This window comes from Pseudomonas sp. B33.4, assembly GCF_034555375.1.
In the GTDB taxonomy this organism is placed as follows: Bacteria; Pseudomonadota; Gammaproteobacteria; order Pseudomonadales; family Pseudomonadaceae; genus Aquipseudomonas.
In genome coordinates this window covers 1,123,486-1,144,748 of record NZ_CP140706.1, presented here as the reverse complement: position 1 = coordinate 1,144,748, position 21,263 = coordinate 1,123,486, and the positions used below count along the sequence as shown (strand labels likewise).

Below are 21,263 nucleotides of genomic sequence, written 5' to 3'. Positions count from 1 at the left end.
CGATCTTTTGATCCTGATCCTGAAGAACAAGATCAAAAGATCGCAGCCTCGCTTCACTCGTCAGCTCCTACAGGGCGGCGTGATTCCTCGCCAAATCGCAGACACAAAAAAACCGTGCCCGGATCGCTCCGGAGCACGGTTTTTTTATCGCTGCGTCTTACTTGTTCACAGCGTCGGTCAGGCCTTTGGCCACAACCAGCTTGATCACTTTCTTTGCAGGGATTTCGATGGCAGCGCCAGTCGAAGGGTTACGGCCAGTGCGGGCAGGACGCTCGGTCACTTTCAGCTTGCCGATACCTGGCAAGGTGATTTCGCCGCCGTTTTCCAGCTGATCGGCAACGATTTGGCCCAGTTGGTCCAGAGCGTTACGCGCGGTGGTTTTCGGCGCGTCGATAGCTTCAGCGATGTCGGCGATCAGTTGGTCTTTAGTAAGAGCCATGTAGTGTTCCTTCCCTATCAAATTCATATGGATTGCAGAGTGCAGTGTCAGCCATCGAGCCCGATCTTCTGGATCTGGCACCCTCGGCGATAACCACGACGAGTCGGGTTATAGATACCGAAATCAGGGTTTGGTTCGACCTGACAAATGCTGATTGCACGCTTAACGCAGTGACTTCGCGTAAGACCGGGCAAAACTAGCACAGAGCCGGGGAAATATCCGCCTCTAGCTACCCATTTGGTCAGCTTTATTGCGCTAAATCGGTAAAAAACTGCATAAGCGCCAGTGCGCGCCCCGGTTTTGCCCTACAACCCGCGCCAAAACCAGTGGTTGCGGTACACTGGGCGCTTTTTCGGGGGAGCCTGCCCTCCTCCCTTCCAACAGCCGAGAAGCCCATGCCGATCCGTCATTGCATCGTCCACCTGATCGACAAAAAACCCGACGGCACGCCCGCAGTTCTGCACGCCCGTGACACGGAACTGGCCGAGTCTGCAGCCATCGAGAACATGCTCGCCGACCTCAACGAGAGCTATAACGCCAAACAGGGCAAAGCCTGGGGCCTGTTCCACCCGGAATCCGGTGCGTTCCCGTTCAGCGGCTGGCTGAAGGAATACATGGAAGGCGGCAAGGACTTCACCGCGTTCAGCAAAGTCGCGGTCGAGCACCTGCAGAAGCTCATGGAAGAGTCGAACCTGTCAGTCGGCGGCCACGTGCTATTCGCCCACTATCAGCAAGGCATGACCGATTACCTGGCTATCGCCCTGCTGCACCACAGCGAAGGCGTGGCGGTGACCGACGAGCTGGACGTGACCCCGTCGCGCCACCTCGACCTCGGCCAATTGCACCTGGCGGCACGGATCAACGTTTCCGAGTGGCAGAACAACAAGCAGTCCAAGCAGTACATCTCGTTTATCAAGGGCAAGAACGGCAAGAAGGTTTCGGAATACTTCCGCGACTTTATCGGCTGCCAGGAAGGCGTCGACGGCCCGGGCGAGACACGCACCCTGCTCAAGGCCTTCAGTGACTTCGTCGAGAGCGAAGACCTGCCGGAAGACTCCGCCCGCGAGAAGACCAAAACCCTGGTCGATTACGCCAGCAGCCAGGCCAAACTTGGCGAGCCGATGGGCCTGGAAGAGCTCTCCGAGCTGATCGACGAGGAGCGCCCGAAGGCCTTCTACGATCACATTCGCAACAAGGATTACGGCCTGTCGCCAGAAATTCCGGCGGACAAACGCACCTTGAATCAATTCCGCCGCTTCACCGGCCGCGCCGAAGGCCTGTCGATCAGCTTCGAAGCACATCTGCTGGGCTCGAAGATCGAGTATGACGAAGAGGCTGGCACTCTGGTGATCAAAGGCCTGCCAACGTCGCTCACCGATCAGCTGAAGCGCCGTAACTGATGCTCGGCAATGTGCTGAAGAAGGTTGCGCTGGTTCTGCTGGTGGTCGTGGTTTATCAGAACTGGGGCAAGATCGAGCGGGTGTTCAACCCGTCGCAGATGGTTGCCGAGCAGACGCGCGCGCAGGCTAATGTCGTGCTCTACGCCACCGACTGGTGTGGCTACTGCAAGCAGACCAAACGCTTTCTCGACAGCAAAGGGATTCCGTTCAAGGAATTCGATATCGAGAAGGATGCCGAGGCGCGCAAGGCGTATGAGGCATTGGGCGGACGCGGGATTCCGTTGATTGACGTTAACGGTACGTTGATTCGCGGGTTTGACCCGGACGAGATTCTCGCCGCTCTGAAATAGCAGCAAGATCAAAAGATCGCAGCCTGCGGCAGCTCCTACATGAGATTTGTGTAGGAGTTGCCGCAGGCTGCGATCTTTTGCTTTTATCTGGCTTCGATGCGGAAGCCGAATCGCGGGAAGTGCACATGCACCACACCGCCACGTTCGTCTTCGCGACGAATGATCAACTCTTCACTGCCAGCAAACAGCAACTCACCCACCACCGGATCAACCCCGTAATCCGTCGCCGAGATTGCCACCTGCTGGCCAGCCTTGAAGCCATTGGGTTCAACAAACTGCTCATCCGGCAATGCCGCCGGCGTCGCGTTGCGTGCAACCTCAAGCGCCTCTTCCGACGTCATCGCACTGGCTGCGCCATGCCCAAAACCGAGCACTCGGCCCAACCAGGCCGCAACAGCCGGATACTCATCCACCAGCGGTGCCGTGACATGAGTTGCTTTCAGGAACCACATGGGATGCGCCAGCGCAAAGTCGGCAATCGACGGTTCGCCAAACAGGAAATCGCCCTGCTCGCGCTGCAACTGCTGCTCCAGACGCGCCATGATCGTCGGCCATTGATGCTTGGCCTGTTCGGCGGACAGACGTGTGGCACTGCCGCCCGAGAACAGACCGGCGCGGTCGGCAATAAACGCTTTGATCGCTTCCGGCGGCAACTTGGCGAAGCGCACCGCCACCGACTCCGGCTGGAACACCAGACTCACCGCATGTTGAAAGACCACCGAGTCAGCCCATGTAGCAAAACTGGCGGCAGTGAATTCCTGCCCTTCCGGGTAGAACGCCGGCAGGGCTTTTTCCTGCTCCAGGCGCCGCGCGATCAAGGAAGTGTCGCAATAGATATCAGCGCCAATCTGCAACACCGGGGTCTTGCGATAGCCGCCAGTGAGCGCGGTCAGATCCGGTTTCGGCATCACCGGCGAAATATGCACCGAGCGCCACGACAAGCCTTTGAAGCCCAGCAGCAGACGGGCCTTCTCGGCAAATGGAGAGGTCGGGTAATGATGCAGAATCAACTCGGACATGCTCGGCTCCGCCGCTCAGATAGTGAGCCGGCAGCTTAGCGTGCATTTGCTTAGCAGCCTACAGATCTGCCTGATGGGAACTGATCAGTCAGATTGATAAGACGCGACCAGACATTCCTTGGCGCTCTTCCTGAGCTTTTTGATCAAACGTTCCTGGCGCAGCGCATCGCTCTTGTCGCGGCATAGCTCGGTATAGACCAGCGCCATCGCCGGGCTGGAGAGGAAGAACCGTGCGCCTTTGCCGCTTTGATGCTTGGCAAAACGGCGCACCGGGTCGTCGCTGATCCCGCAGTACAGCGAGCCATTGGCGGCGCGAACGAGATAGACGAACCAGGATTTGCTCACCGGTTCGGCCACATCGACAGATTTTTCGCTAAGGCTGGTCACTTCGGGATCAAGACGTGTAGGAAGCAGGCGGCGATCTTATCAGCGACCGGCCTGAAATGCCTTCAGTCCCTTCAATGCCTGTGCACGCACGGCGTTGCGTACTAACGGGGTCCAGCCCAGCAGCAGGCCTTTGAAACCAAGTGCCTGACGCGACCAGCGCCACAGGTCGAAGTGATCGTGGTGCTCGCAGATCTTGCCGTCACGAAAGACGAAGCGGGCCTGGATATCGTTGACCACGACGTTGCCGGTCTGGCTGAACAGGTAGGTCGCGACCCAATGCGCGCCGCCGCTGCGCTCATCGGCGCGGACGTTGTCGAAGGTCAGCGAGAAATCCTTGGCCCGAGTGGTGAGCATGCGCCACATGTCGCCGGCATCGCGCCTGCGCAGTTCGCCGAAGGCCGGGTCGCTGAACACTACGTCATCGGTGTAGCAGGCGGCCATGGCTTCGGCATCCAGGCGCTGGAAGGCCTGGTAGAAGCGGCTGATCAACGCGGCGTGGGCTTCACTCATGGGCAATCTCCAAGATAGGTACAGATTGCCAGCACGATAATCTGCAATGCGCAGAAACACTATCGGCATTCGCACACCGAATACCACGCAAGATCTTAAAGGCGCACCAAAAACTGTGGGAGCGAGCTTGCTCGCGAAGAGGACGGCACATTCAACATGATCTGTGCCTGAACCACCGTCTTCGCGAGCAAGCTCGCTCCCACATTGGATATCACTGACCCCAAAAAAGGATTACGCGTCAGATTTTTTCGCTTTGCACTTGCACGTACAGCGCGCGCCCGGCGCCGAGGCCGGCGATGATCGCACCGGTGCCAATGATGCCGAAGATCCAGCCCACGGCATTCCAGCCGCCGGTCCAGTCATGCACCACGCCGACGGCGAACGGCCCCATCGACGCGAGGGTGTAACCGAAACCCTGAGACATGCTCGACAGGTTCGCCGCGACGTGGGAATCCCGCGAACGCAGCACGATCAGCGTCAACGCCAGACTGAACGTACCACCCTGCCCCAGTCCCAGCAGAATCGCCCAGCCCCACAGGCCTTCGATCGGTGCATACAAGCAACCGAACAAACCGCCCAGGGTCAGCGCCATCACTACCACAATCGCCAGTCGCTGATCCTTGCCGCGAGTGGCCAGCCACGGCGCAGCCAGCGAGCTGGCAAGCTGAATGATCACCGAACCCGACAACACCAGACCGGCCTGCGTCGGCGTCAGTCCACGACCAATCAGAATCGACGGCAACCAGCCGAAGACGATATAGGCCAGCGACGATTGCAAGCCCATATACAACGTCACCTGCCAGGCCAGCGGATCACGCAGCAGCCCGCGAACGCGATAGGCGACGTTGTGCGCGCCATGTTTCTGCCCGACTTGCGGCAACCAGAACACCGCAGCCACCAACGCCGGGATGACCCAAAAGCCCAGACCGATCGTCCAGCTGCCACCAAAATGCTCGCTTAACGGCACGCTGGAACCCGCTGCCATCGCCGCGCCCAGACACAACGCCATGGTGTAGACACCGGTCATGGTGCCGGCATGTTTAGCGAAATCTCGCTTGACGATACCCGGCAGCAGAACACCGATGATGCCGATGCTGGCGCCGCCCAATACGCTGCCGGCGAACAGGCCGATCTCGCCGAAGTTGCTGCGCAAAATAATCCCGCCGGCCAGTGTCAGCAGAATCCCCAATACCACTCGTTCAGCACCGAAGCGCCGCGCCAGAATCGGCGCCAGCGGGGCGAACAAGCCGAGGCACAGCACCGGCAGTGTGGTCAGCAGGCCAGCCTGAGCCGCCGATAAACCAAGGCTTTTGGAGACGTCGCTGAGCAGCGGCGCCATGCTCGACAGCGCCGGACGCAGGTTCAGCGCCACCAGAATCAAGCCCAGCAACAACAACCACGGCCGGCGCACCAGCGGATGGCTCTGTTGCACTTGCTCATCATCGGCCTCGGCGTCGATCAGCAGTTCTTCAAGCTCTGCCGTGCGCTTGGGGGGTGTGGATATCTCGTTGCGGGACATGGATTTCTCGGTTTCAAGGTTCATTGATCAACTGCCTCGATATAGCTTTGGCCCGTTCCGGGTCGCGTTGTTCGACCGCATCGAGCAACTCGATGTGCAGGTCAAACACTTCCTGACGGCGCGGGACGATGTTCAGGGTCTGGCGCAATTGCGCGCCGACGATGCTGGAAAAGTAGCGATACAGCTCGCTGAGGGTCGGGTTGTGCGCGGCGTCGACCAAACGGCGGTGGAACACCAGATCGCAGGCGATGTAGGTGTCGAGGTCGCCGTGATAGTGGCTGCCGCTGGTGCCGAGTGCCTCACGCAATGCGATGAGGTCTTCGTCGGTGCGGCGCAATGCTGCCAGACCAATCGCCTCGACTTCGAGGATGTGCCGGGTTTCCCGCGCCTGTTCCAGCGAGCATTGCGATAGCGCTTTCAGGGTATCCATCGGATCGACCACTGCGCGCAGGTAACTGCCGTCGCCCTGGCGAATCTCGATCAACCCGGAAAACGCCAGCACGCGCATGGCTTCGCGCACGGTGTTGCGGCTGATGCCCAGTTCGGCGCACAGCTCGGGTTCGGTCGGCAATCGCTCGCCAACCTGCCAGGCACCGCTGTTGATGCGCTGACGAAGCTGATCCAAGGCCTGATCGACCAGGGATCGTTTGATGAGTGGAGAAATGTCTGACATAGGATTCGCCCTTTCATCCAATCATAGGATGAATTTTCTGACATGTTAGTCAGACCCGTGTAGGACGGCAACCACCTAGGGTCAATCGGAGACACATGGAGCGGCATTTTCGATTGGTCAAAATTACCCTTTAAGGGTAATTTCAGGGACAGGGTTTTGGTTTCTTATGGAGAAGAACACACCCCATTACGACTTGGCGGTGATCAAGGCGGATGTCGTGCGACGCGGCAAAGAAGCCTTCACCCGACGCGCGTTGGAGACTGGCAGGGAAATGGGCATGTCATATGAATCAATGATGCATATCGTCTGCTCGCTTGAGCGGCGCATGCTTTACAAATCCATGACGTCCTACTCCAACCATCGCAACTGGCATGACGTTTATCACACCTCGTTTCGTGGTTTGGAGATTTACATCAAAGTGACTTACTGCTCTAGCGGTGGGCCCCCGGTAATCTCCTTCAAGGAGAAAAACACATGAGCAAAAGACCGTGCATCAGTTGCGGCACAGAAGACGGAATGAGTCATTTTCGAAGTCGCAGTCTCACCGTCAATTACAAACAGTTTTCGCGGCTCGTGCACAATCTTGCCGGTTGGGAGTGCAGGGTGTGCGGTGAAATCATTTTTGACAAGGACACCGACAGCGCTGAACGCTACGTGGACGCCGGGGATCGTTTGCTCGAAGACTCCCTTCGACTTATTGGCGCCGAGATGAAACGCATCCGACTTAAGCTTCATCTCACACAAAGGAACGCGGTGAAGTTGTTATCGGGTGGAGGACACAATGCATTTTCACGCTACGAGCGGGGCGAGCTTTCTCCTCCTCAACCGCTGCTCACCTTGATGCAACTACTGGATCGCCATCCGCATTTGCTGGCCGACGTACAGACAGTCAATCAAGGTAACGATCTCAAGCAGCTAATGGCTGCGCGTTACCCAGAACAGGAACCTGTATTGACCTCCTGACACCGGACAAAATAAACCCGGAACTCAATCCGGGTTTATTTCAGCGCCTGGAGTCGATCAATGCAAAATCTGACTCAAGAACAACTTCGTCCGCTCATTCTGCGGATTATCGAAGAAGTCATTCGGCGCCGCCTGTTCAACGATCTCACCCTTGTCCATGAAGATCACGCGGTTCGCCACGGTACGGGCAAAGCCCATCTCGTGAGTCACGCAAAGCATGGTCATGCCGTCTTCAGCCAGACCGATCATGGTGTCGAGTACTTCCTTCACCATCTCCGGATCGAGCGCTGAAGTCGGCTCATCGAACAACATGATTTTCGGCTTCATGCACAGGGCGCGGGCGATTGCCACACGCTGTTGCTGACCGCCGGACAGTTGCCCCGGGAATTTATGCGCCTGCTCCGGAATGCGTACGCGCTCCAGGTAATGCATGGCGATTTCTTCGGCCTTGCGCTTGGGCATCTTGCGTACCCACATCGGTGCCAGGGTGCAGTTCTGCAAAATGGTCAGGTGCGGGAACAGGTTGAAGTGCTGGAACACCATGCCGACTTCGCGGCGGATCGCTTCGATCTGCTTGAGGTCGTTGGTCAGTTCCACACCGTCGACGACGATCCGGCCCTGCTGGTGTTCTTCCAGACGATTGAGACAACGAATCGTCGTCGATTTACCGGAACCCGACGGCCCGCACAGAACGATACGCTCGCCCTGTTTGACGTTGAGGTTGATGTCTTTCAGCACGTGGAACTGGCCGTACCACTTGTTGACGCCCTGCATCTGAATAATGCCTTCAGGACCCACAGGCTTTTTGATTGCTTCACTCATTTACAGAACTCCTAACGCTTGTGGCCAGTGTCGAGCTTGCGTTCCAGATGCATGGAATAGCGCGACATACCAAAACAGAAAATCCAGAACACCAGGGCGGCGAACACGTAGCCTTCGGTGGCCATGCCCAGCCATTTCGGGTCGGCAGCGGCTTGCTTGACGCTGTTGAGCAGGTCAAAGAGGCCGATGATGATCACCAGACTGGTGTCCTTGAACAGCGCAATGAAGGTGTTGACGATGCCGGGGATTACCAGCTTCAGGGCTTGCGGCAGGATCACCAGGCCCATCGAACGCCAGTAACCGAGGCCCATCGCCGCAGCCGCTTCGTACTGACCTTTGGGGATCGCTTGCAGACCGCCGCGCACCACTTCAGCCACATAGGCCGACTGGAACAGGATCACGCCGATCAACGCCCGCAGCAGCTTGTCGAAGTTCATGCCTTCGGGCAGGAACAGCGGCAGCATCACCGAGGACATGAACAGCACGGTGATCAACGGCACGCCGCGCCAGAATTCGATGAAGGTCACGCAGACCACCCGAATCGCCGGCATGTTAGAGCGTCGACCCAGTGCCAGCACGATCCCCAACGGCAAGGCGCCGGCGATACCAACAGTGGCGATCACCAGGGTCAGCATCAGGCCGCCCCATTGACTGGTCGCCACATTAGTCAGACCGAAGCCGCCGTGCAGCAGGATGAAGGCAATGATCGGGTACAGGACCAGAAAGCTCAGCCCGTAGATCGCTTTATGCGGTACACGGGAGATGAACAAAGGCGCCGCGCCGATCACCGCCAGCCACACAGTCAGGTCCACGCGCCAGCGCAACTCCGTCGGGTAGTAGCCGTACATGAACTGGCCGAAACGCTGTTGAATGAACACCCAGCAGGCGCCGTCCTTGGTGCAGTCAGCGCGGGTGGTGCCGACCCAGTTCGCATCAATGATGGCCCAACTGAGGATCGGTGGCACCACGAGGTAGATCAGGTAGAACGCAAACAGCGTCAGCAGGGTGTTGAGCCAGCTGGAGAACATGTTCGCGCGCATCCACGCCACCACGCCGATGCTGCTGTTCGGTGGGGGCATGTCGGGTTTGAAAGTATGAGTACTCATGCGCTTTTCCTTACCGCTCGATCAGCGCAATGCGCTTGTTGTACCAGTTCATCAGCAGGGAAATGCTGATACTGATCGCCAGGTACACGCTCATGGTGATGGCAATCACTTCGATCGCCTGACCGGTCTGGTTGAGCACCGTGCCGGCGAACAGCGACACCATTTCCGGGTAACCGATACCGGCCGCCAGCGAAGAGTTTTTCGCCAGGTTGAGGTATTGGCTGGTCAGCGGCGGAATGATCACGCGCAGGGCTTGCGGAATGATCACCTTGCGCAGGGTCGGGCCGTTACGCAGGCCGAGCGAACGCGCCGCTTCGGTCTGACCATGGCTGACCGACTTGATCCCGGAACGCACGATCTCGGCGATAAACGCCGCGGTGTACACGGTCAGGGCCAGGGTCAACGCAAGCAGTTCCGGGATCAATACCCAACCGCCGACGAAGTTGAAACCTTTAAGCTCGGGCATTTCCCAGTGCAGCGGAGCGCCAAAGATCAGTGCGCACAAGGTCGGGATCACCAGCAGAATCGCCAGGCCCACCCAGAACTTGTGGAACGGCACGCCGGTTTCTTCAAAGCGCTTGTTGGCCCAGCGAGTCATCAGCACGATACCGACAATGGCCACCACGACGCTGATCACGAACGCCCAGAAACCATCAGCCGCCAGTGCGGCCGGCATGTTCAGGCCACGGCTGCTGACGAAGAAGGTGTCGCCGAAGTTATGGCTGTTGCGCGGTCCCGGCATGGTCAGGAATACCGCGAAGTACCAGAACAGGATTTGCAGCAGCGGCGGAATGTTGCGGAACACTTCCACATACACCGTCGCCAGTTTGCTGATGATCCAGTTCTGCGACAGCCGCGCCACACCGATGATAAAACCGAGAATCGTCGCCAGAACCACGCCGATCACGGTCACCAACAGGGTGTTGAGCAGACCGATGACAAAGACGCGGGCATAGCTGTCCGCTTCGGTGTAGTCGATCAGATGTTGAGCGATGCCGAACCCGGCACTGCGCTCCAGAAAGCCGAAACCGGAGGTAATGCCCCGGTGCTGAAGGTTGGTTTGCGTGTTGTCGAACAAGTACCAGCCCAGCGAGACCACCGCCACAACGGTGATGATCTGGAATAGCCACGCACGCACTCGTGGATCGCTGAGGCTGAGCCTCTGCTTTGGTGCGCCGATTGAATTTTGCATGAAGTGCCCCGCAAAAAATGGAACAAGAACATCACCCGGCGGTTGGCCCGCCGGGCGATAGAACCATTAGCGCACTGGTGGTGCGTACTGAATGCCGCCGTTGTTCCACAGGGCGTTCAAGCCGCGGTCGATTTCCAGCGGAGTGCTCTTGCCGAGGTTTTTCTCGAAGATTTCGCCGTAGTTGCCGACTTGTTTGACGATCTGCACAACCCAGTCTTTCGGCAGTTTCAGGTCTTTGCCGTACTCGCCGTCAGCGCCGAGCATACGGGCAACGTCCGGGTTCTTGGTCGACTTGGCTTCCGCTTCGACGTTCTTCGAAGTGATGCCGGCTTCTTCGGTGTTGAGCAGCGCGTAGCCAACCCAACGCACGATGGCCAGCCACTCGTCGTCGCCGTTACGTACGACTGGGCCCAGAGGCTCTTTGGAAATGGTTTCCGGCAGAACCACATAGTCTTTCGGCGAGGCCAGCTTGCTGCGCTGGGCGAACAACTGGGACTTGTCGGAGGTCAGCACGTCGCAACGACCGGATTCCAGCGACTTGGCGCTTTCATCGGAGGTGTCGAAAGTGATCGGGGTGTATTTCAGACCGTTGCCACGGAAGTAGTCGGAAACGTTCAGCTCCGTGGTGGTACCGGCCTGGATGCAGATAGTTGCACCGTCGAGCTCTTTGGCACTCTTCACGCCCAGCTTGTTGTTTACCAGGAAGCCGATGCCGTCGTAGTAGGTAATGAAGCCCGGGAATTTCAGGCCCATGCCCGCGTCACGCGAACTGGTCATGGTGGTGTTGCGCGACAGGATGTCGATCTCGCCCGATTGCAGCGCGGTGAAGCGCTCTTTGGCGTTCAACTGACTGAATTTGACCTTGGTCGCGTCGCCGAATACGGCAGCGGCCACAGCGCGGCAGACGTCAGCGTCGATCCCGAGGATCTTGCCGGTAGCGTCCGGAACCGAGAAGCCCGGCAGACCGTCGCTTACGCCACACTGCACGAAACCTTTCTTCTGCACCGCATCCAGGGTTGCACCCGCCTGAGCGAACCCGCTGACGCCGAGAACTGTTGCTGCAGTCACGATCGCCAGAGTGGATTTCAACATCTTCATTCAAACCTCCAGTTTTGCTCTTGTTGTGTCGGAGCTTGAGTCCAGTCGCACCCTTTTGAGGCGTTGTTGACCCGTGTTGGCTTTTTTTGGGGTCAACCGACGTAAGACCTTCGCTATGAGTCTAGTAGGAGAAAATCCACATCATGGACAACTCACTTCTCACCAATCGGCCGAACGGGCTGTAGCCCTTTCACGTTCGCTGCGCCCGTAGCGGCCATTGGCGAACATCCATCACCGGATTCTTTGCAATCCCGTCGCGGGTCGTACACTGATAGTGTTACCGCCCACGCGAGATCGGTTGCACGGTTCAAGCCATAGCAAAGCCCGTACCACACCGCTCGCCGAATCGATTCGGCGACAGGTCAATAGCAAAACTTGTACCCTTGCGACATCTTCTTAACGGATCAACCGGGCGCGCACTCGAATCACGCACTTAATGAGAGCGCCCGCACATTTTTGGAGCAGACATGACCGAGCCCTTGATTCTTCAGCCTGTTAAGCCCGCAGACGCCTGCGTGATCTGGCTGCACGGCCTCGGCGCCGACCGCTACGATTTCCTGCCGGTGGCTGAAGCGTTGCAGGAAAGCCTGTTGAGCACGCGCTTCGTGCTGCCACAGGCGCCGACTCGTCCAGTGACGATAAATGGCGGATATGCCATGCCGAGCTGGTACGACATTAAAGCCATGAGCCCGGCGCGGGCGATCGATCGTGATGAGCTGGAAGCCTCAGCGGATCGCATCATCGAACTGATCGAAAACGAGCGCGCCAGCGGAATAGACGCTTCGCGGATTTTCCTCGCCGGTTTTTCCCAGGGTGGCGCCGTGGTGTTGCACAGTGCATTTGTGAAATGGCAGGGGCCGTTGGGTGGTGTGCTGGCGTTGTCGACGTATGCGCCGACTTTCAATGATGAGATGGAGCTTTCAGCCAGTCAGCAGCGGATTCCAGCGCTGTGTCTGCACGGCCAGTTCGATGGCGTGGTGCAGAACTCCATGGGCCGCAGTGCCTACGAGCATTTGGTGAAGCATGGTGTCACCGTGACATGGCAGGAATACCCAATGGAGCACGAAGTGTTACCCGAGGAGATTCGCGACATCGGTGTCTGGTTGAGTGAGCGCCTGCGCTAAGCGTCGAGATTAAAATCGCCCTTTGATCCCTCCCCCTACGCCGCGCCCGTTTCTTGCATTACACTGGCCGGCGTACATTCCTTAACCAATTGATGAGATGACCGTGCTCAAAGCACTCAAGAAGATGTTCGGTAAAAGCGAGGCTGAGCAGCTCGCGCCAGTTCCCAGTGCGCCGTCGCACGCCCCCGGTCATCGCACCGATGCCCCACAGGCCGACCGCCCCGCTCCCGCAGCGGCACCGAAACAGCCACCGAAACCTGCACCGGCCGCCCCTGTCGCCGCCGAACCTGACCGCAGCGAAGCGCCGAAACCGGTCAAGCCACGCCGCGAACCCAAGCCCAAGGCATCGGTCATCCCGTGGAAACTCGAAGATTTCGTCGTCGAGCCACAGGAAGGCAAAACCCGCTTCCACGATTTCAAGTTGTCGCCAGAACTGATGCACGCCATTCAGGATCTGGGCTTCCCGTATTGCACGCCGATCCAGGCACAGGTGCTGGGCTTCACCCTTGCCGGCAAAGACGCCATTGGCCGCGCGCAGACCGGCACAGGTAAAACCGCCGCGTTCCTGATCTCGATCATCACCCAACTGCTGCAAACGCCGCCGCCGAAAGAACGCTACATGGGTGAACCCCGTGCGCTGATCATCGCGCCGACCCGTGAGCTGGTAGTGCAGATCGCCAAGGACGCCGCCGACCTGACCAAGTACACCGGCCTCAACGTTATGACGTTTGTTGGCGGCATGGACTTCGACAAGCAGCTCAAGCACCTCGAAGCGCGCCACTGCGACATTCTTGTTGCAACCCCGGGCCGTCTGCTCGACTTCAACCAGCGCGGCGACGTGCACCTGGACATGGTCGAAGTGATGGTGCTGGACGAAGCCGACCGCATGCTCGACATGGGTTTCATCCCGCAAGTGCGGCAGATCATTCGCCAGACCCCGCCGAAGTCCGAGCGCCAGACCCTGCTGTTCTCCGCGACCTTCACCGAAGACGTGATGAACCTCGCCAAGCAATGGACTACCGATCCGTCCATCGTCGAAATCGAAGTCACCAACGTCGCCAGCGAAAACGTCGAGCAACACATCTACGCCGTGGCCGGTGCCGACAAGTACAAATTGCTCTACAACCTGGTCAACGATAATGGCTGGGAGCGGGTGATGGTCTTCGCCAACCGCAAGGACGAAGTGCGCCGCATCGAAGAACGTCTGGTGCGCGACGGTGTGAATGCGGCGCAGTTGTCCGGCGACGTGCCGCAACACAAACGCATCAAGACCCTGGAAGGTTTCCGCGAAGGCAAGATTCGCGTACTGGTCGCCACTGATGTGGCCGGTCGCGGCATCCACATCGACGGCATCAGCCACGTGATCAACTTCACCCTGCCGGAAGTCCCGGACGACTACGTACACCGCATCGGCCGGACCGGTCGTGCTGGTGCTGACGGTGTGTCGATCAGCTTCGCCGGTGAGGACGACTCCTACCAGTTGCCGTCCATCGAAGAGAAGCTCGGTCGCAAGATCAGCTGTGAAACGCCGCCAACGCATCTGTTGCGCGCGGTTGAGCGCAAACGTCCGCAGTAAGCGACGTTTAGCAGAAAAGCGCAGCCGGCAACGGACTGCGCTTTTTTTTTGCCCGGCATTTGATCAGGCGCTTGCGAGAGACCACTAAAAGTCCATAATGGACAAATTAGTTTAGATCTAGACGCCGGAGCCTGACATGTCCAATACACCCTACGTGATCGACCAGCATCGGGCCCGCGAACTGCTGGCGGGCATTGATGTGCCGCAGATTCTGCGCAAACTGTTTCGCGATCTTGCAGCGGGTAATGCCTTGCAACCGGCGCAACAACTGGTGGAATTTCCGCAAGGTGCCGGCGACTTCATCAATTATCTGGGTGTGCTGGCTGAGGACGGCGTGTACGGCGTGAAGACCTCGCCGTACATCGTTCGCGAGCAAGGGGCGTTGGTGACGGCATGGACCTTGTTGATGTCGATGAAAACCGGTCAACCGCTGCTGCTCTGCGATGCGGGTGAACTGACCACCGCGCGCACCGCCGCGACCACGGCCGTGGCGGTCGACGCCCTCGCTCCGGTGAATGCCACGCGACTGGCGATCATCGGCAGCGGCAAGGTTGCCCAAGCGCATCTGCATTACGTGAAGTCGCTGCGTGACTGGCAGAGCATCAACCTGTACTCGCCAAGTCTGTCCGCCGACGCGCAAACCCAAGCATTGTTGAAAGCCATCACGCCCAATCTGAAGATCGCTGACAGCCGCGAAGCCGCCCTCCTCGAGGCTGACGTGATCATGCTCTGCACCTCGTCCGCCGGGCCGGTCATCGATCCGGCTGAGCTGAGTAAACCGGCGCTGATCACCTCGATCAGCACCAACGCCCCACGCGCCCACGAAGTGCCGCCGCAGAGCCTCAACGACATGCAGGTGTTCTGCGACTATCGTCTGACCACGCCGGGTTCGGCCGGTGAGATGCTGATTGCCAGTGAACAGCATGGCTGGAGCCAGGATTCGATTGTTGGCGATCTGGCGGATCTGCTCAGCGAGAAAGTGCAGCGCCCCGATTATGATCGTCACGTGTTCTTCCGCTCAATCGGCTTGGGCCTTGAAGACATCGCCCTCGCCAATGCGATTTATCACTTAACCCACTAACGCCAAAAATCCCCTGTGGGAGCGAGCCAGCTCGCGAATGCGGTCTGACATTCACCGAAGATGTCGACTGATACACCGCTTTCGCGAGCAGGCTCGCTCCCACAAGGGACTAGCGAACGCCTTGATATTGCGTACCCACTGGAGAACCTCATGAGCCAGGCAGATTTCATCATCATCGGCGGCGGAATTGCCGGCGCTTCCACCGGTTTCTGGCTGTCGCCGCACGGCAAAGTGATCGTGCTCGAACGTGAATCCCACCCGGCCTATCACTCCACCGGGCGCTCCGCCGCGCTGTTCACTGCTGCGTACGGCACACCGCAAGTGCGTGCACTGACCCAAGCGAGCCGCGAATTTTTCGATCATCCACCCGCCGGTTTCTGCGAACACCCGCTGCTCACCCCGCGCGGTGAAATGACCGTAGATTTCACCGGCGACTCTGCCGAATTGCACAACCAATACCTCAGCGCCAAAGCCACGGTGCCCGAGATGCAACTGCTCAGCGCCGATGAAGCCTGTGCGCGACTGCCGATTTTGCGTCGGGAAAAAGTCCACGGTGCCATTTATGATCCGAGCGCCAGCGACATCGACACCGACGCCTTGCATCAGGGCTACCTGCGTGGCATTCGTCGCAATAACGGTGAAGTCCATACCGATTGCGAAGTGCTCGGCCTCAACCGCGACGCCAACGGCCTCTGGCACGTACAAACCAACGGCCAGACCTTCACCACGCCTGTGATCATCAACGCCGCCGGCGCCTGGGCCGACATGGTCGGCGCGTTGGCCGGCGCCAAGCCGCTGGGCCTCCAACCGAAACGCCGCGCCGCATTCATCTTCGCCGGCCCCGAAGGCGTCGACATTCATCACTGGCCGATGCTGGTCAGCCTCGACGAATCCTTCTACATGAAGCCCGACGCCGGCATGTTTCTCGGCTCGCCGGCCAACGCCGACCCGGTCGAACCCCACGACGTGCAGCCGGAAGAACTGGACATCGCCATGGGCATCTACCAGATCGAAGAGGCCACCACGCTGACCATCCGCCGCCCGACACGCACCTGGGCCGGTCTGCGCAGTTTCGTCGCCGACGGTGATTTGCTCAGCGGTTTCGATCAACAAGTGCCAGGGCTGTTCTGGGTGGCGGCGCAGGGTGGTTACGGCATTCAGACTTCACCGGCAATGGGCCAGGCCAGCGCGGCATTGGTACGTGGTCAACCGTTGCCCGCGCACTTTCTGCAGTTTGGCCTGAGCAGCGCCATGCTCTCCCCTGCACGCCTCGCCTGATCGTCCATGCGGATGACGCGCACAACGGATTGCGGCACACTCCCTGCGCCTCCTGATCACGGGGGCGTTGACGCTGCCTGGAGCTCCACTGTCATGACCGCCCCTGAATTCGACCCGGCCCTGGATAACTTCCGCGCCATCGCCGATGCCATCGCCACACTGTTCTTTCCGCACGCCGAAGTGGTGCTGCACGACCTGCGCACGCAAAAGGTCGACTACATCGCCAACAACCTGTCCAAACGCGAAATCGGTGACGACTCGTCGCTGGAAGACATGCTCAGCGAGGATGTCAGCGACCGCAATATCGGCCCGTACGAAAAGCTTAACTGGGACGGCCAGAAGATTCGCAGCTTGAGCAGCGTTCTGCGCGACCGCGATGGCCTGCCGTTGGCGGTGCTGTGCATCAATCTGAATATTTCGTTGTTCGAGAATGCCAAGGCAGCGCTGGACCTGTTCCTCTCACCGAGCAAACTGATCCCGCAACCGGACTCACTGTTTCGCGATGACTGGCAGGAACGCATCAACACCTTCCTCCACGCCTGGCTGCGCGAACGGCAGCTGAGCTTGAATGTGCTGACCCGCGATCACAAACGTGAACTGGTGCTGGCCCTGCACGCCGAGGGCGCGTTCAAGGGCAAAAGCGCTTCGAACTATGTGGCCAATGTGCTGAACATGGGGCGGGCGACGGTGTACAAGCATTTGAAGGAAATGAAGGGCTGAAGATCCAGGAGCTGTATTGCCTGGAATGACCTCTTCGCGAGCAGGCTCGCTCCCACATTGGACCTGTGGCGTTCACAAATCCCCTGTGGGAGCGAGCCTGCTCGCGAAAGCGGTAGATCAGTCGCCGTAAATATCGGACTTGAAATACTTCTCGGAAATCTTCTGATATTCGCCACTTGCGCGAATGCCATCAATCGCGCCATTCAACTGGCTGACCAGTTCTGCATTACCCTTGCGCACCGCAATCCCCGCGCCCTCGCCCACGTATTTCGGATCCTTCAACTCAGGCCCGACAAACGCATAACCCTTGCCACGCGGCATCGACAAAAAGTCATTCAGCGGAATGGTGTCAGCAAAAATCGCATCCAGCCGCCCCGCCGCCAGATCCATGTAAATCTCTTCGTTGTTGCTGTAGCGCTTGACGTTGATGCCCTTCGGTTCGAATACCTCTGTGGCATAACGATCGGTGGTGGTCGCGCGCTGCACGCCGATATTCTTGCCCTTGAGGCTGGCGTATTGATCGTCAACGCTGGCGCCTTCTTTCATCACCAGCCGCGACGAGGTGAAGTAGTACTTGTGGGTGAAATCTACCGACTTCTTGCGGTCTTCGTTGATGGTCATCGACGACAGCGCCATGTCGATCTTTTTCACTTTCAGCGAAGGAATCAGACCGTCGAACTCGCCTTCGACCCACACGCACTTGACCTTCATCTGCGCGCACAGGGCGTTGCCGATGTCGTAGTCGAAACCGATGATTTCGCCTTTGTCGGTTTTCGAGGCGAAGGGCGGGTATGCGGCTTCGATGCCGATGCGCAAGGTTTGCTCGGCGGCGAACACGCTGGCGGATGCCAACAGGCTGAGGGCCAGACCGGTGATGAGGGGGAGTTTCTTCATGTTCGTTCTCTCGCGGAAGTTGTTGTTGGTTTGGCAAGAAAGAGCTGAAACGGAGGGAGATACTTTTTTTGTACTTATAAATCCATATTGGACTTATATGTATAGGCAGTCAATCAGGCAAAGACAGAGGTTTTTGGTGTTGCAGATGACGTCATCGCGAGCAGGCTCACTCCTACAGGGGGAACGCATTCCAACTGTAGGAGTGAGCCTGCTCGCGATGGCGAATTTGAAGGCGCTAGAGGACTTACTTTTTCCAGCGATCAGCGGCGGCATGATCACTGTCCCGCCCCTCAACCCAACGCGGCCCGTCGCTGGTGTTTTCCTTCTTCCAGAACGGTGCGCGGGTTTTCAGGTAGTCCATGACGAAGGCGCAGGCATCGAATGCGGCCTGGCGATGGGCGCTGGCGGCGCCGACGAAGACGATCGGCTCGCCCGGTTCGAGTGCGCCGATGCGGTGCAGCACTTCGAGCTTCAGCAGCGGCCAGCGTTGCCCGGCTTCAATGGCGATTTTTTCGAGGGCTTTTTCGGTCATGCCTGGATAGTGCTCAAGAAACATCCCGGCCACATCCAGCCCATCGTTGAAGTCGCGCACGTAGCCGACAAAACTCACCACCGCGCCGACGCCGACGTTGGCTGCATGCATCGCGTTGACTTCAGCGCCCGGATCGAACGGCGTGGCCTGCACGCGAATCGTCATGGCTCAGCCTCCGGTCACAGTGGGGAAAAACGCTACTTCGTCGCCATCGGTCACCGGCTCGTCAAGTTGGCAGAGATCTTCGTTGCGCGCACACATCAGGTTCTGCTCGCTCAACACCTCGGCGCCATCGCGCTGTGCCAACAATGCCCGCACGTCATCGACGGTGGCGAAATCGCCTTCAACCTTCACCGAATCGACGCCCAGCGCTTCCCGGTAACGGGCAAAAAACTTCACGGTCAGGTTCATGGCTGCTCCGCTTGAAAGTGCCCGCTCTTGCCGCCGACCTTCTCCAGCAGGCGCACGCTTTCGATGGTCATGCCACGATCGACGGCTTTGCACATGTCGTAAATGGTCAGAGCGGCGACGCTGGCGGCGGTCAGCGCCTCCATCTCGACGCCGGTCTGCCCGGACAACTTGCAACGGGCGACGATGCGCACGGTGTCTTCACCATCAGCGCTGAGTTCGACTTTGACGCCGGTGAGCATCAGCGGATGGCACAGGGGAATCAGATCGCTGGTTTTCTTCGCCGCTTGGATGCCGGCAATGCGCGCCACGGCGAACACGTCGCCTTTGGGGTGGCCACCGCTGACGATCATCTGCAGCGTTTCGGGGAGCATGCGCACCAGCGCTTGGGCCGTCGCTTCACGGAACGTCACGGCTTTTTCGGTGACGTCGACCATATTGGCGCGACCTTGGGAATCGAGATGAGTCAGCACGGGATTACTCCTGATCAGGAGCGTGGATTGTAAACCTGCGGGTCAAATTTCCGCACGCACGAATATGGTGTTCATCGTGTAGGAGCTGCCGAAGGCTGCGATCTTTTGACTTTGTTTTTTAAAAACAAGATCAAAAGATCGCAGCCTTCGGCAGCTCCTACATTGGGATTTGTGCAGGGGCATAAAAAACCGGGCGGCTGTAAGGGCCGCCCGGTTTTGGGTGAAGGGCTACAAATGCGATTCGGCGTATTCAGCCAGAATCGAGCGAGGCACCCCTTGCAGGGTGATATGCACACCGTTAGGGAAATCCTTGAAGCGTTCGGTCAGGTAAGTCAGCCCGGAGCTGGTCGCGGACAGGTAAGGGGTGTCGATCTGTGCGAGGTTGCCCAGGCACACCACTTTCGAACCGGCGCCGGCACGGGTGATGATGGTTTTCATCTGGTGCGGCGTGAGGTTCTGGCATTCGTCGATCAGGATCAGGCTCTGCTGGAAGCTGCGACCGCGAATGTAGTTGAGCGATTTGAACTGCAACGGCACTTTGCTGAGGATGTAGTCGACGCTGCCATGGGTGTTTTCGTCATCCATGTGCAAGGCTTCGAGGTTGTCGGTGATGGCGCCCAGCCACGGCTCCATTTTTTCCGCTTCGGTGCCGGGCAGGAAGCCGATTTCCTGGTCCAGGCCCTGCACGCTGCGGGTGGCAATGATGCGGCGATAACGCTTGCTGACCATGGTCTGCTCGATCGCAGCGGCCAGCGCCAGAATGGTTTTACCGGAGCCTGCGGCACCCGACAGGTTGACCAGATGAATGTCCGGGTCGAGCAGCGCGTACAGCGCCAGACTTTGATAGATGTCGCGCGGTTTCAGCCCCCACGCTTCCTGATGCAGCAGCGGCTCCTGGTGCAAGTCGAGGATCAGCAGTTTGGCTTCATCGATCTCCTTGATCCAGCCGACAAAGCCCTGTTCATCAATGATGAACTCGTTGATGTGTACCGCCGGCAGGTTGTCGATCAGTTGCACTTGATGCCAGGTGCGGCCGTGATCCTGACGGGTATCGACCTTGCTCACGCGGTCCCAGAAAGAGCCGGTCATGTTGTGGTAGCCGTTGGGCAGCAGGGACACGTCATCGACCAGTTGGTCGGTGCTGTAGTCCTCGGAAGCGATACCGCAGGCGCGCGCCTTGAGGCGCATGTTGATGTCTTTGGTGACCAGCACCACCGGTTTTTTCGGGTCGCGGGTGTGCAGATCGATCAACTGGTTGATGATTTTGTTGTCGTTCAGGTGCTCGGGCAGAATCAGGTTCGATTCCGCCTGCTTGCTCATCAGAATTGACAGCAAGCCCTTCGGCCCGCCCTTGCCGCGCTGGATCGGTACACCCAGTTCGACGTCTTCGGGGGACGCATCGCCCAGGGTCTTGTCGATCAGCCGGATGGCCTGACGGCATTCAGCGGCCACGCTGTGATGCCCGCTCTTGAGCTTGTCCAGCTCTTCAAGCACGGTCATCGGGATCGCGACGTGGTGTTCTTCGAAATTCAGCAGGGCGTTTGGATCGTGAATCAATACGTTGGTATCGAGTACATACAGGATTGGCTGGTTGGAGGAAGGGCTACGTCCGTGATCATCCATACTCGGTCACCTATGTCAGAGCCAGTAGACGCAATACCTTGGCGGTGCTGCGCCTCGAAGTGACTGCCGAAATCTC

The 21,263-nt window shown here is 58.7% G+C and carries 24 protein-coding genes; 9 read left to right on the top strand and 15 right to left on the bottom strand.

All coding sequences use genetic code 11. The features are described from left to right. Nucleotides 1-157 precede the first annotated feature (157 nt). Complete coding sequence (locus U6037_RS04940) at nucleotides 158-439, bottom strand: HU family DNA-binding protein (RefSeq protein ID WP_003221909.1); 282 nt, start codon at nucleotides 437-439, stop codon at nucleotides 158-160. 395 nt (nucleotides 440-834) lie between these two features. Here U6037_RS04940 and yejK point away from each other — a divergent pair, with 395 nt between their 5' ends. Together yejK and U6037_RS04930 are read left to right on the top strand one after the other, a co-directional pair. After that, nucleotides 835-1,839: a nucleoid-associated protein YejK gene (gene yejK, locus U6037_RS04935; RefSeq protein ID WP_016984999.1), complete on the top strand. Its 1,005-nt coding sequence runs from the start codon at nucleotides 835-837 to the stop codon at nucleotides 1,837-1,839. Continuing rightward, entirely contained in the window at nucleotides 1,839-2,189 is a 351-nt protein-coding gene (locus tag U6037_RS04930; RefSeq protein ID WP_034154584.1) for a glutaredoxin family protein, read from the top strand. The genes yejK and U6037_RS04930 overlap by 1 nt, the downstream gene beginning before the upstream one ends. Before the next feature lie 83 nt (nucleotides 2,190-2,272). On the opposite strand, the gene U6037_RS04925 is transcribed toward U6037_RS04930, so the two are convergent. From U6037_RS04925 to U6037_RS04905, 5 genes are all read right to left on the bottom strand, one after another. Next, nucleotides 2,273-3,208 (bottom strand): glutathione S-transferase family protein, encoded by a 936-nt coding sequence (locus U6037_RS04925; RefSeq protein WP_322845998.1) that lies wholly within the window; start codon nucleotides 3,206-3,208, stop codon nucleotides 2,273-2,275. A gap of 84 nt (nucleotides 3,209-3,292) precedes the next feature. Beyond that, entirely contained in the window at nucleotides 3,293-3,595 is a 303-nt protein-coding gene (locus U6037_RS04920; protein ID WP_008083651.1) for a GIY-YIG nuclease family protein, read from the bottom strand. A 39-nt stretch (nucleotides 3,596-3,634) separates the two neighbouring features. Then, complete coding sequence (locus U6037_RS04915) at nucleotides 3,635-4,105, bottom strand: nuclear transport factor 2 family protein (protein ID WP_322845997.1); 471 nt, start codon at nucleotides 4,103-4,105, stop codon at nucleotides 3,635-3,637. A 238-nt stretch (nucleotides 4,106-4,343) separates the two neighbouring features. Beyond that, nucleotides 4,344-5,648, bottom strand: coding sequence for a CynX/NimT family MFS transporter (locus U6037_RS04910; RefSeq protein ID WP_322845996.1), 1,305 nt, complete (start codon nucleotides 5,646-5,648; stop codon nucleotides 4,344-4,346). Next, nucleotides 5,638-6,297 carry a FadR/GntR family transcriptional regulator gene (locus U6037_RS04905; RefSeq protein WP_322845995.1) on the bottom strand — a complete coding sequence of 220 codons (660 nt, stop codon included), beginning with the start codon at nucleotides 6,295-6,297 and terminating at the stop codon, nucleotides 5,638-5,640. The genes U6037_RS04910 and U6037_RS04905 overlap by 11 nt, the downstream gene beginning before the upstream one ends. A gap of 166 nt (nucleotides 6,298-6,463) precedes the next feature. Here U6037_RS04905 and U6037_RS04900 point away from each other — a divergent pair, with 166 nt between their 5' ends. Beyond that, nucleotides 6,464-6,775 carry a type II toxin-antitoxin system MqsR family toxin gene (locus U6037_RS04900; RefSeq protein WP_322845994.1) on the top strand — a complete coding sequence of 104 codons (312 nt, stop codon included), beginning with the start codon at nucleotides 6,464-6,466 and terminating at the stop codon, nucleotides 6,773-6,775. Beyond that, complete coding sequence (locus U6037_RS04895; RefSeq protein WP_322845993.1) at nucleotides 6,772-7,260, top strand: type II toxin-antitoxin system MqsA family antitoxin; 489 nt, start codon at nucleotides 6,772-6,774, stop codon at nucleotides 7,258-7,260. The genes U6037_RS04900 and U6037_RS04895 overlap by 4 nt, the downstream gene beginning before the upstream one ends. A gap of 57 nt (nucleotides 7,261-7,317) precedes the next feature. Here U6037_RS04895 and U6037_RS04890 read toward each other — a convergent pair whose 3' ends face one another. The 4 genes from U6037_RS04890 to U6037_RS04875 all read right to left on the bottom strand — a co-directional run bounded on the left by U6037_RS04890 (nucleotide 7,318) and on the right by U6037_RS04875 (nucleotide 11,478). After that, nucleotides 7,318-8,082, bottom strand: a complete 765-nt coding sequence (locus U6037_RS04890; protein WP_008080191.1) for an amino acid ABC transporter ATP-binding protein — start codon at nucleotides 8,080-8,082, stop codon at nucleotides 7,318-7,320. Nucleotides 8,083-8,093: 11 nt separating this feature from the next. Next, nucleotides 8,094-9,188, bottom strand: a complete 1,095-nt coding sequence (locus U6037_RS04885; protein WP_322845992.1) for an amino acid ABC transporter permease — start codon at nucleotides 9,186-9,188, stop codon at nucleotides 8,094-8,096. Between the two features lie 10 nt (nucleotides 9,189-9,198). Further along, on the bottom strand, nucleotides 9,199-10,380 hold the full coding sequence (locus tag U6037_RS04880) for an amino acid ABC transporter permease (RefSeq protein ID WP_322845991.1): 1,182 nt from the start codon (nucleotides 10,378-10,380) through the stop codon (nucleotides 9,199-9,201). Between the two features lie 66 nt (nucleotides 10,381-10,446). Further along, nucleotides 10,447-11,478 carry an amino acid ABC transporter substrate-binding protein gene (locus tag U6037_RS04875; protein ID WP_007914328.1) on the bottom strand — a complete coding sequence of 344 codons (1,032 nt, stop codon included), beginning with the start codon at nucleotides 11,476-11,478 and terminating at the stop codon, nucleotides 10,447-10,449. Nucleotides 11,479-11,945: 467 nt separating this feature from the next. Between U6037_RS04875 and U6037_RS04870 the strand changes: the two genes are divergently transcribed. The 5 genes from U6037_RS04870 to U6037_RS04850 all read left to right on the top strand — a co-directional run bounded on the left by U6037_RS04870 (nucleotide 11,946) and on the right by U6037_RS04850 (nucleotide 17,257). After that, nucleotides 11,946-12,602, top strand: coding sequence for an alpha/beta hydrolase (locus U6037_RS04870; protein WP_322845990.1), 657 nt, complete (start codon nucleotides 11,946-11,948; stop codon nucleotides 12,600-12,602). Nucleotides 12,603-12,699: 97 nt separating this feature from the next. Beyond that, nucleotides 12,700-14,178, top strand: a complete 1,479-nt coding sequence (gene rhlB, locus U6037_RS04865) for an ATP-dependent RNA helicase RhlB (protein WP_322845989.1) — start codon at nucleotides 12,700-12,702, stop codon at nucleotides 14,176-14,178. A 136-nt stretch (nucleotides 14,179-14,314) separates the two neighbouring features. Then, nucleotides 14,315-15,259 carry an ornithine cyclodeaminase family protein gene (locus U6037_RS04860; protein WP_322845988.1) on the top strand — a complete coding sequence of 315 codons (945 nt, stop codon included), beginning with the start codon at nucleotides 14,315-14,317 and terminating at the stop codon, nucleotides 15,257-15,259. A 150-nt stretch (nucleotides 15,260-15,409) separates the two neighbouring features. Then, complete coding sequence (locus U6037_RS04855; protein WP_322845987.1) at nucleotides 15,410-16,537, top strand: FAD-dependent oxidoreductase; 1,128 nt, start codon at nucleotides 15,410-15,412, stop codon at nucleotides 16,535-16,537. Between the two features lie 93 nt (nucleotides 16,538-16,630). Then, nucleotides 16,631-17,257, top strand: a complete 627-nt coding sequence (locus U6037_RS04850; protein ID WP_322845986.1) for a helix-turn-helix transcriptional regulator — start codon at nucleotides 16,631-16,633, stop codon at nucleotides 17,255-17,257. Nucleotides 17,258-17,374: 117 nt separating this feature from the next. On the opposite strand, the gene U6037_RS04845 is transcribed toward U6037_RS04850, so the two are convergent. The 5 genes from U6037_RS04845 to U6037_RS04825 form a co-directional block, all read right to left on the bottom strand. Next, nucleotides 17,375-18,151: an ABC transporter substrate-binding protein gene (locus U6037_RS04845; RefSeq protein WP_322845985.1), complete on the bottom strand. Its 777-nt coding sequence runs from the start codon at nucleotides 18,149-18,151 to the stop codon at nucleotides 17,375-17,377. A 244-nt stretch (nucleotides 18,152-18,395) separates the two neighbouring features. Beyond that, on the bottom strand, nucleotides 18,396-18,848 hold the full coding sequence (moaE, locus tag U6037_RS04840; protein ID WP_322845984.1) for a molybdopterin synthase catalytic subunit MoaE: 453 nt from the start codon (nucleotides 18,846-18,848) through the stop codon (nucleotides 18,396-18,398). 3 nt (nucleotides 18,849-18,851) lie between these two features. Further along, nucleotides 18,852-19,094: a molybdopterin converting factor subunit 1 gene (gene moaD, locus U6037_RS04835; protein ID WP_123451855.1), complete on the bottom strand. Its 243-nt coding sequence runs from the start codon at nucleotides 19,092-19,094 to the stop codon at nucleotides 18,852-18,854. Beyond that, nucleotides 19,091-19,564, bottom strand: coding sequence for a cyclic pyranopterin monophosphate synthase MoaC (gene moaC / locus U6037_RS04830; RefSeq protein ID WP_016985015.1), 474 nt, complete (start codon nucleotides 19,562-19,564; stop codon nucleotides 19,091-19,093). Before moaC ends, moaD begins: the two co-directional genes overlap by 4 nt. Before the next feature lie 228 nt (nucleotides 19,565-19,792). After that, nucleotides 19,793-21,187 (bottom strand): PhoH family protein, encoded by a 1,395-nt coding sequence (locus U6037_RS04825; RefSeq protein WP_122598021.1) that lies wholly within the window; start codon nucleotides 21,185-21,187, stop codon nucleotides 19,793-19,795. Nucleotides 21,188-21,263: the final 76 nt, after the last annotated feature.

Excerpts from the sequence above, each read along its gene's own strand:
- U6037_RS04940 (WP_003221909.1), bottom strand. The coding sequence starts at position 439 with ATGGCTCTTACTAAAGACCAACTGATCGCCGACATCGCTGAAGCTATC.
- yejK (WP_016984999.1), top strand. The coding sequence starts at position 835 with ATGCCGATCCGTCATTGCATCGTCCACCTGATCGACAAAAAACCCGAC.
- U6037_RS04930 (WP_034154584.1), top strand. The coding sequence starts at position 1,839 with ATGCTCGGCAATGTGCTGAAGAAGGTTGCGCTGGTTCTGCTGGTGGTC.
- U6037_RS04925 (WP_322845998.1), bottom strand. The coding sequence starts at position 3,208 with ATGTCCGAGTTGATTCTGCATCATTACCCGACCTCTCCATTTGCCGAG.
- U6037_RS04915 (WP_322845997.1), bottom strand. The coding sequence starts at position 4,105 with ATGAGTGAAGCCCACGCCGCGTTGATCAGCCGCTTCTACCAGGCCTTC.
- U6037_RS04910 (WP_322845996.1), bottom strand. The coding sequence starts at position 5,648 with ATGAACCTTGAAACCGAGAAATCCATGTCCCGCAACGAGATATCCACA.
- U6037_RS04905 (WP_322845995.1), bottom strand. The coding sequence starts at position 6,297 with ATGTCAGACATTTCTCCACTCATCAAACGATCCCTGGTCGATCAGGCC.
- U6037_RS04900 (WP_322845994.1), top strand. The coding sequence starts at position 6,464 with ATGGAGAAGAACACACCCCATTACGACTTGGCGGTGATCAAGGCGGAT.
- U6037_RS04895 (WP_322845993.1), top strand. The coding sequence starts at position 6,772 with ATGAGCAAAAGACCGTGCATCAGTTGCGGCACAGAAGACGGAATGAGT.
- U6037_RS04890 (WP_008080191.1), bottom strand. The coding sequence starts at position 8,082 with ATGAGTGAAGCAATCAAAAAGCCTGTGGGTCCTGAAGGCATTATTCAG.
- U6037_RS04885 (WP_322845992.1), bottom strand. The coding sequence starts at position 9,188 with ATGAGTACTCATACTTTCAAACCCGACATGCCCCCACCGAACAGCAGC.
- U6037_RS04880 (WP_322845991.1), bottom strand. The coding sequence starts at position 10,380 with ATGCAAAATTCAATCGGCGCACCAAAGCAGAGGCTCAGCCTCAGCGAT.
- U6037_RS04875 (WP_007914328.1), bottom strand. The coding sequence starts at position 11,478 with ATGAAGATGTTGAAATCCACTCTGGCGATCGTGACTGCAGCAACAGTT.
- U6037_RS04870 (WP_322845990.1), top strand. The coding sequence starts at position 11,946 with ATGACCGAGCCCTTGATTCTTCAGCCTGTTAAGCCCGCAGACGCCTGC.
- rhlB (WP_322845989.1), top strand. The coding sequence starts at position 12,700 with ATGACCGTGCTCAAAGCACTCAAGAAGATGTTCGGTAAAAGCGAGGCT.
- U6037_RS04860 (WP_322845988.1), top strand. The coding sequence starts at position 14,315 with ATGTCCAATACACCCTACGTGATCGACCAGCATCGGGCCCGCGAACTG.
- U6037_RS04855 (WP_322845987.1), top strand. The coding sequence starts at position 15,410 with ATGAGCCAGGCAGATTTCATCATCATCGGCGGCGGAATTGCCGGCGCT.
- U6037_RS04850 (WP_322845986.1), top strand. The coding sequence starts at position 16,631 with ATGACCGCCCCTGAATTCGACCCGGCCCTGGATAACTTCCGCGCCATC.
- U6037_RS04845 (WP_322845985.1), bottom strand. The coding sequence starts at position 18,151 with ATGAAGAAACTCCCCCTCATCACCGGTCTGGCCCTCAGCCTGTTGGCA.
- moaE (WP_322845984.1), bottom strand. The coding sequence starts at position 18,848 with ATGACGATTCGCGTGCAGGCCACGCCGTTCGATCCGGGCGCTGAAGTC.
- moaD (WP_123451855.1), bottom strand. The coding sequence starts at position 19,094 with ATGAACCTGACCGTGAAGTTTTTTGCCCGTTACCGGGAAGCGCTGGGC.
- U6037_RS04825 (WP_122598021.1), bottom strand. The coding sequence starts at position 21,187 with ATGGATGATCACGGACGTAGCCCTTCCTCCAACCAGCCAATCCTGTAT.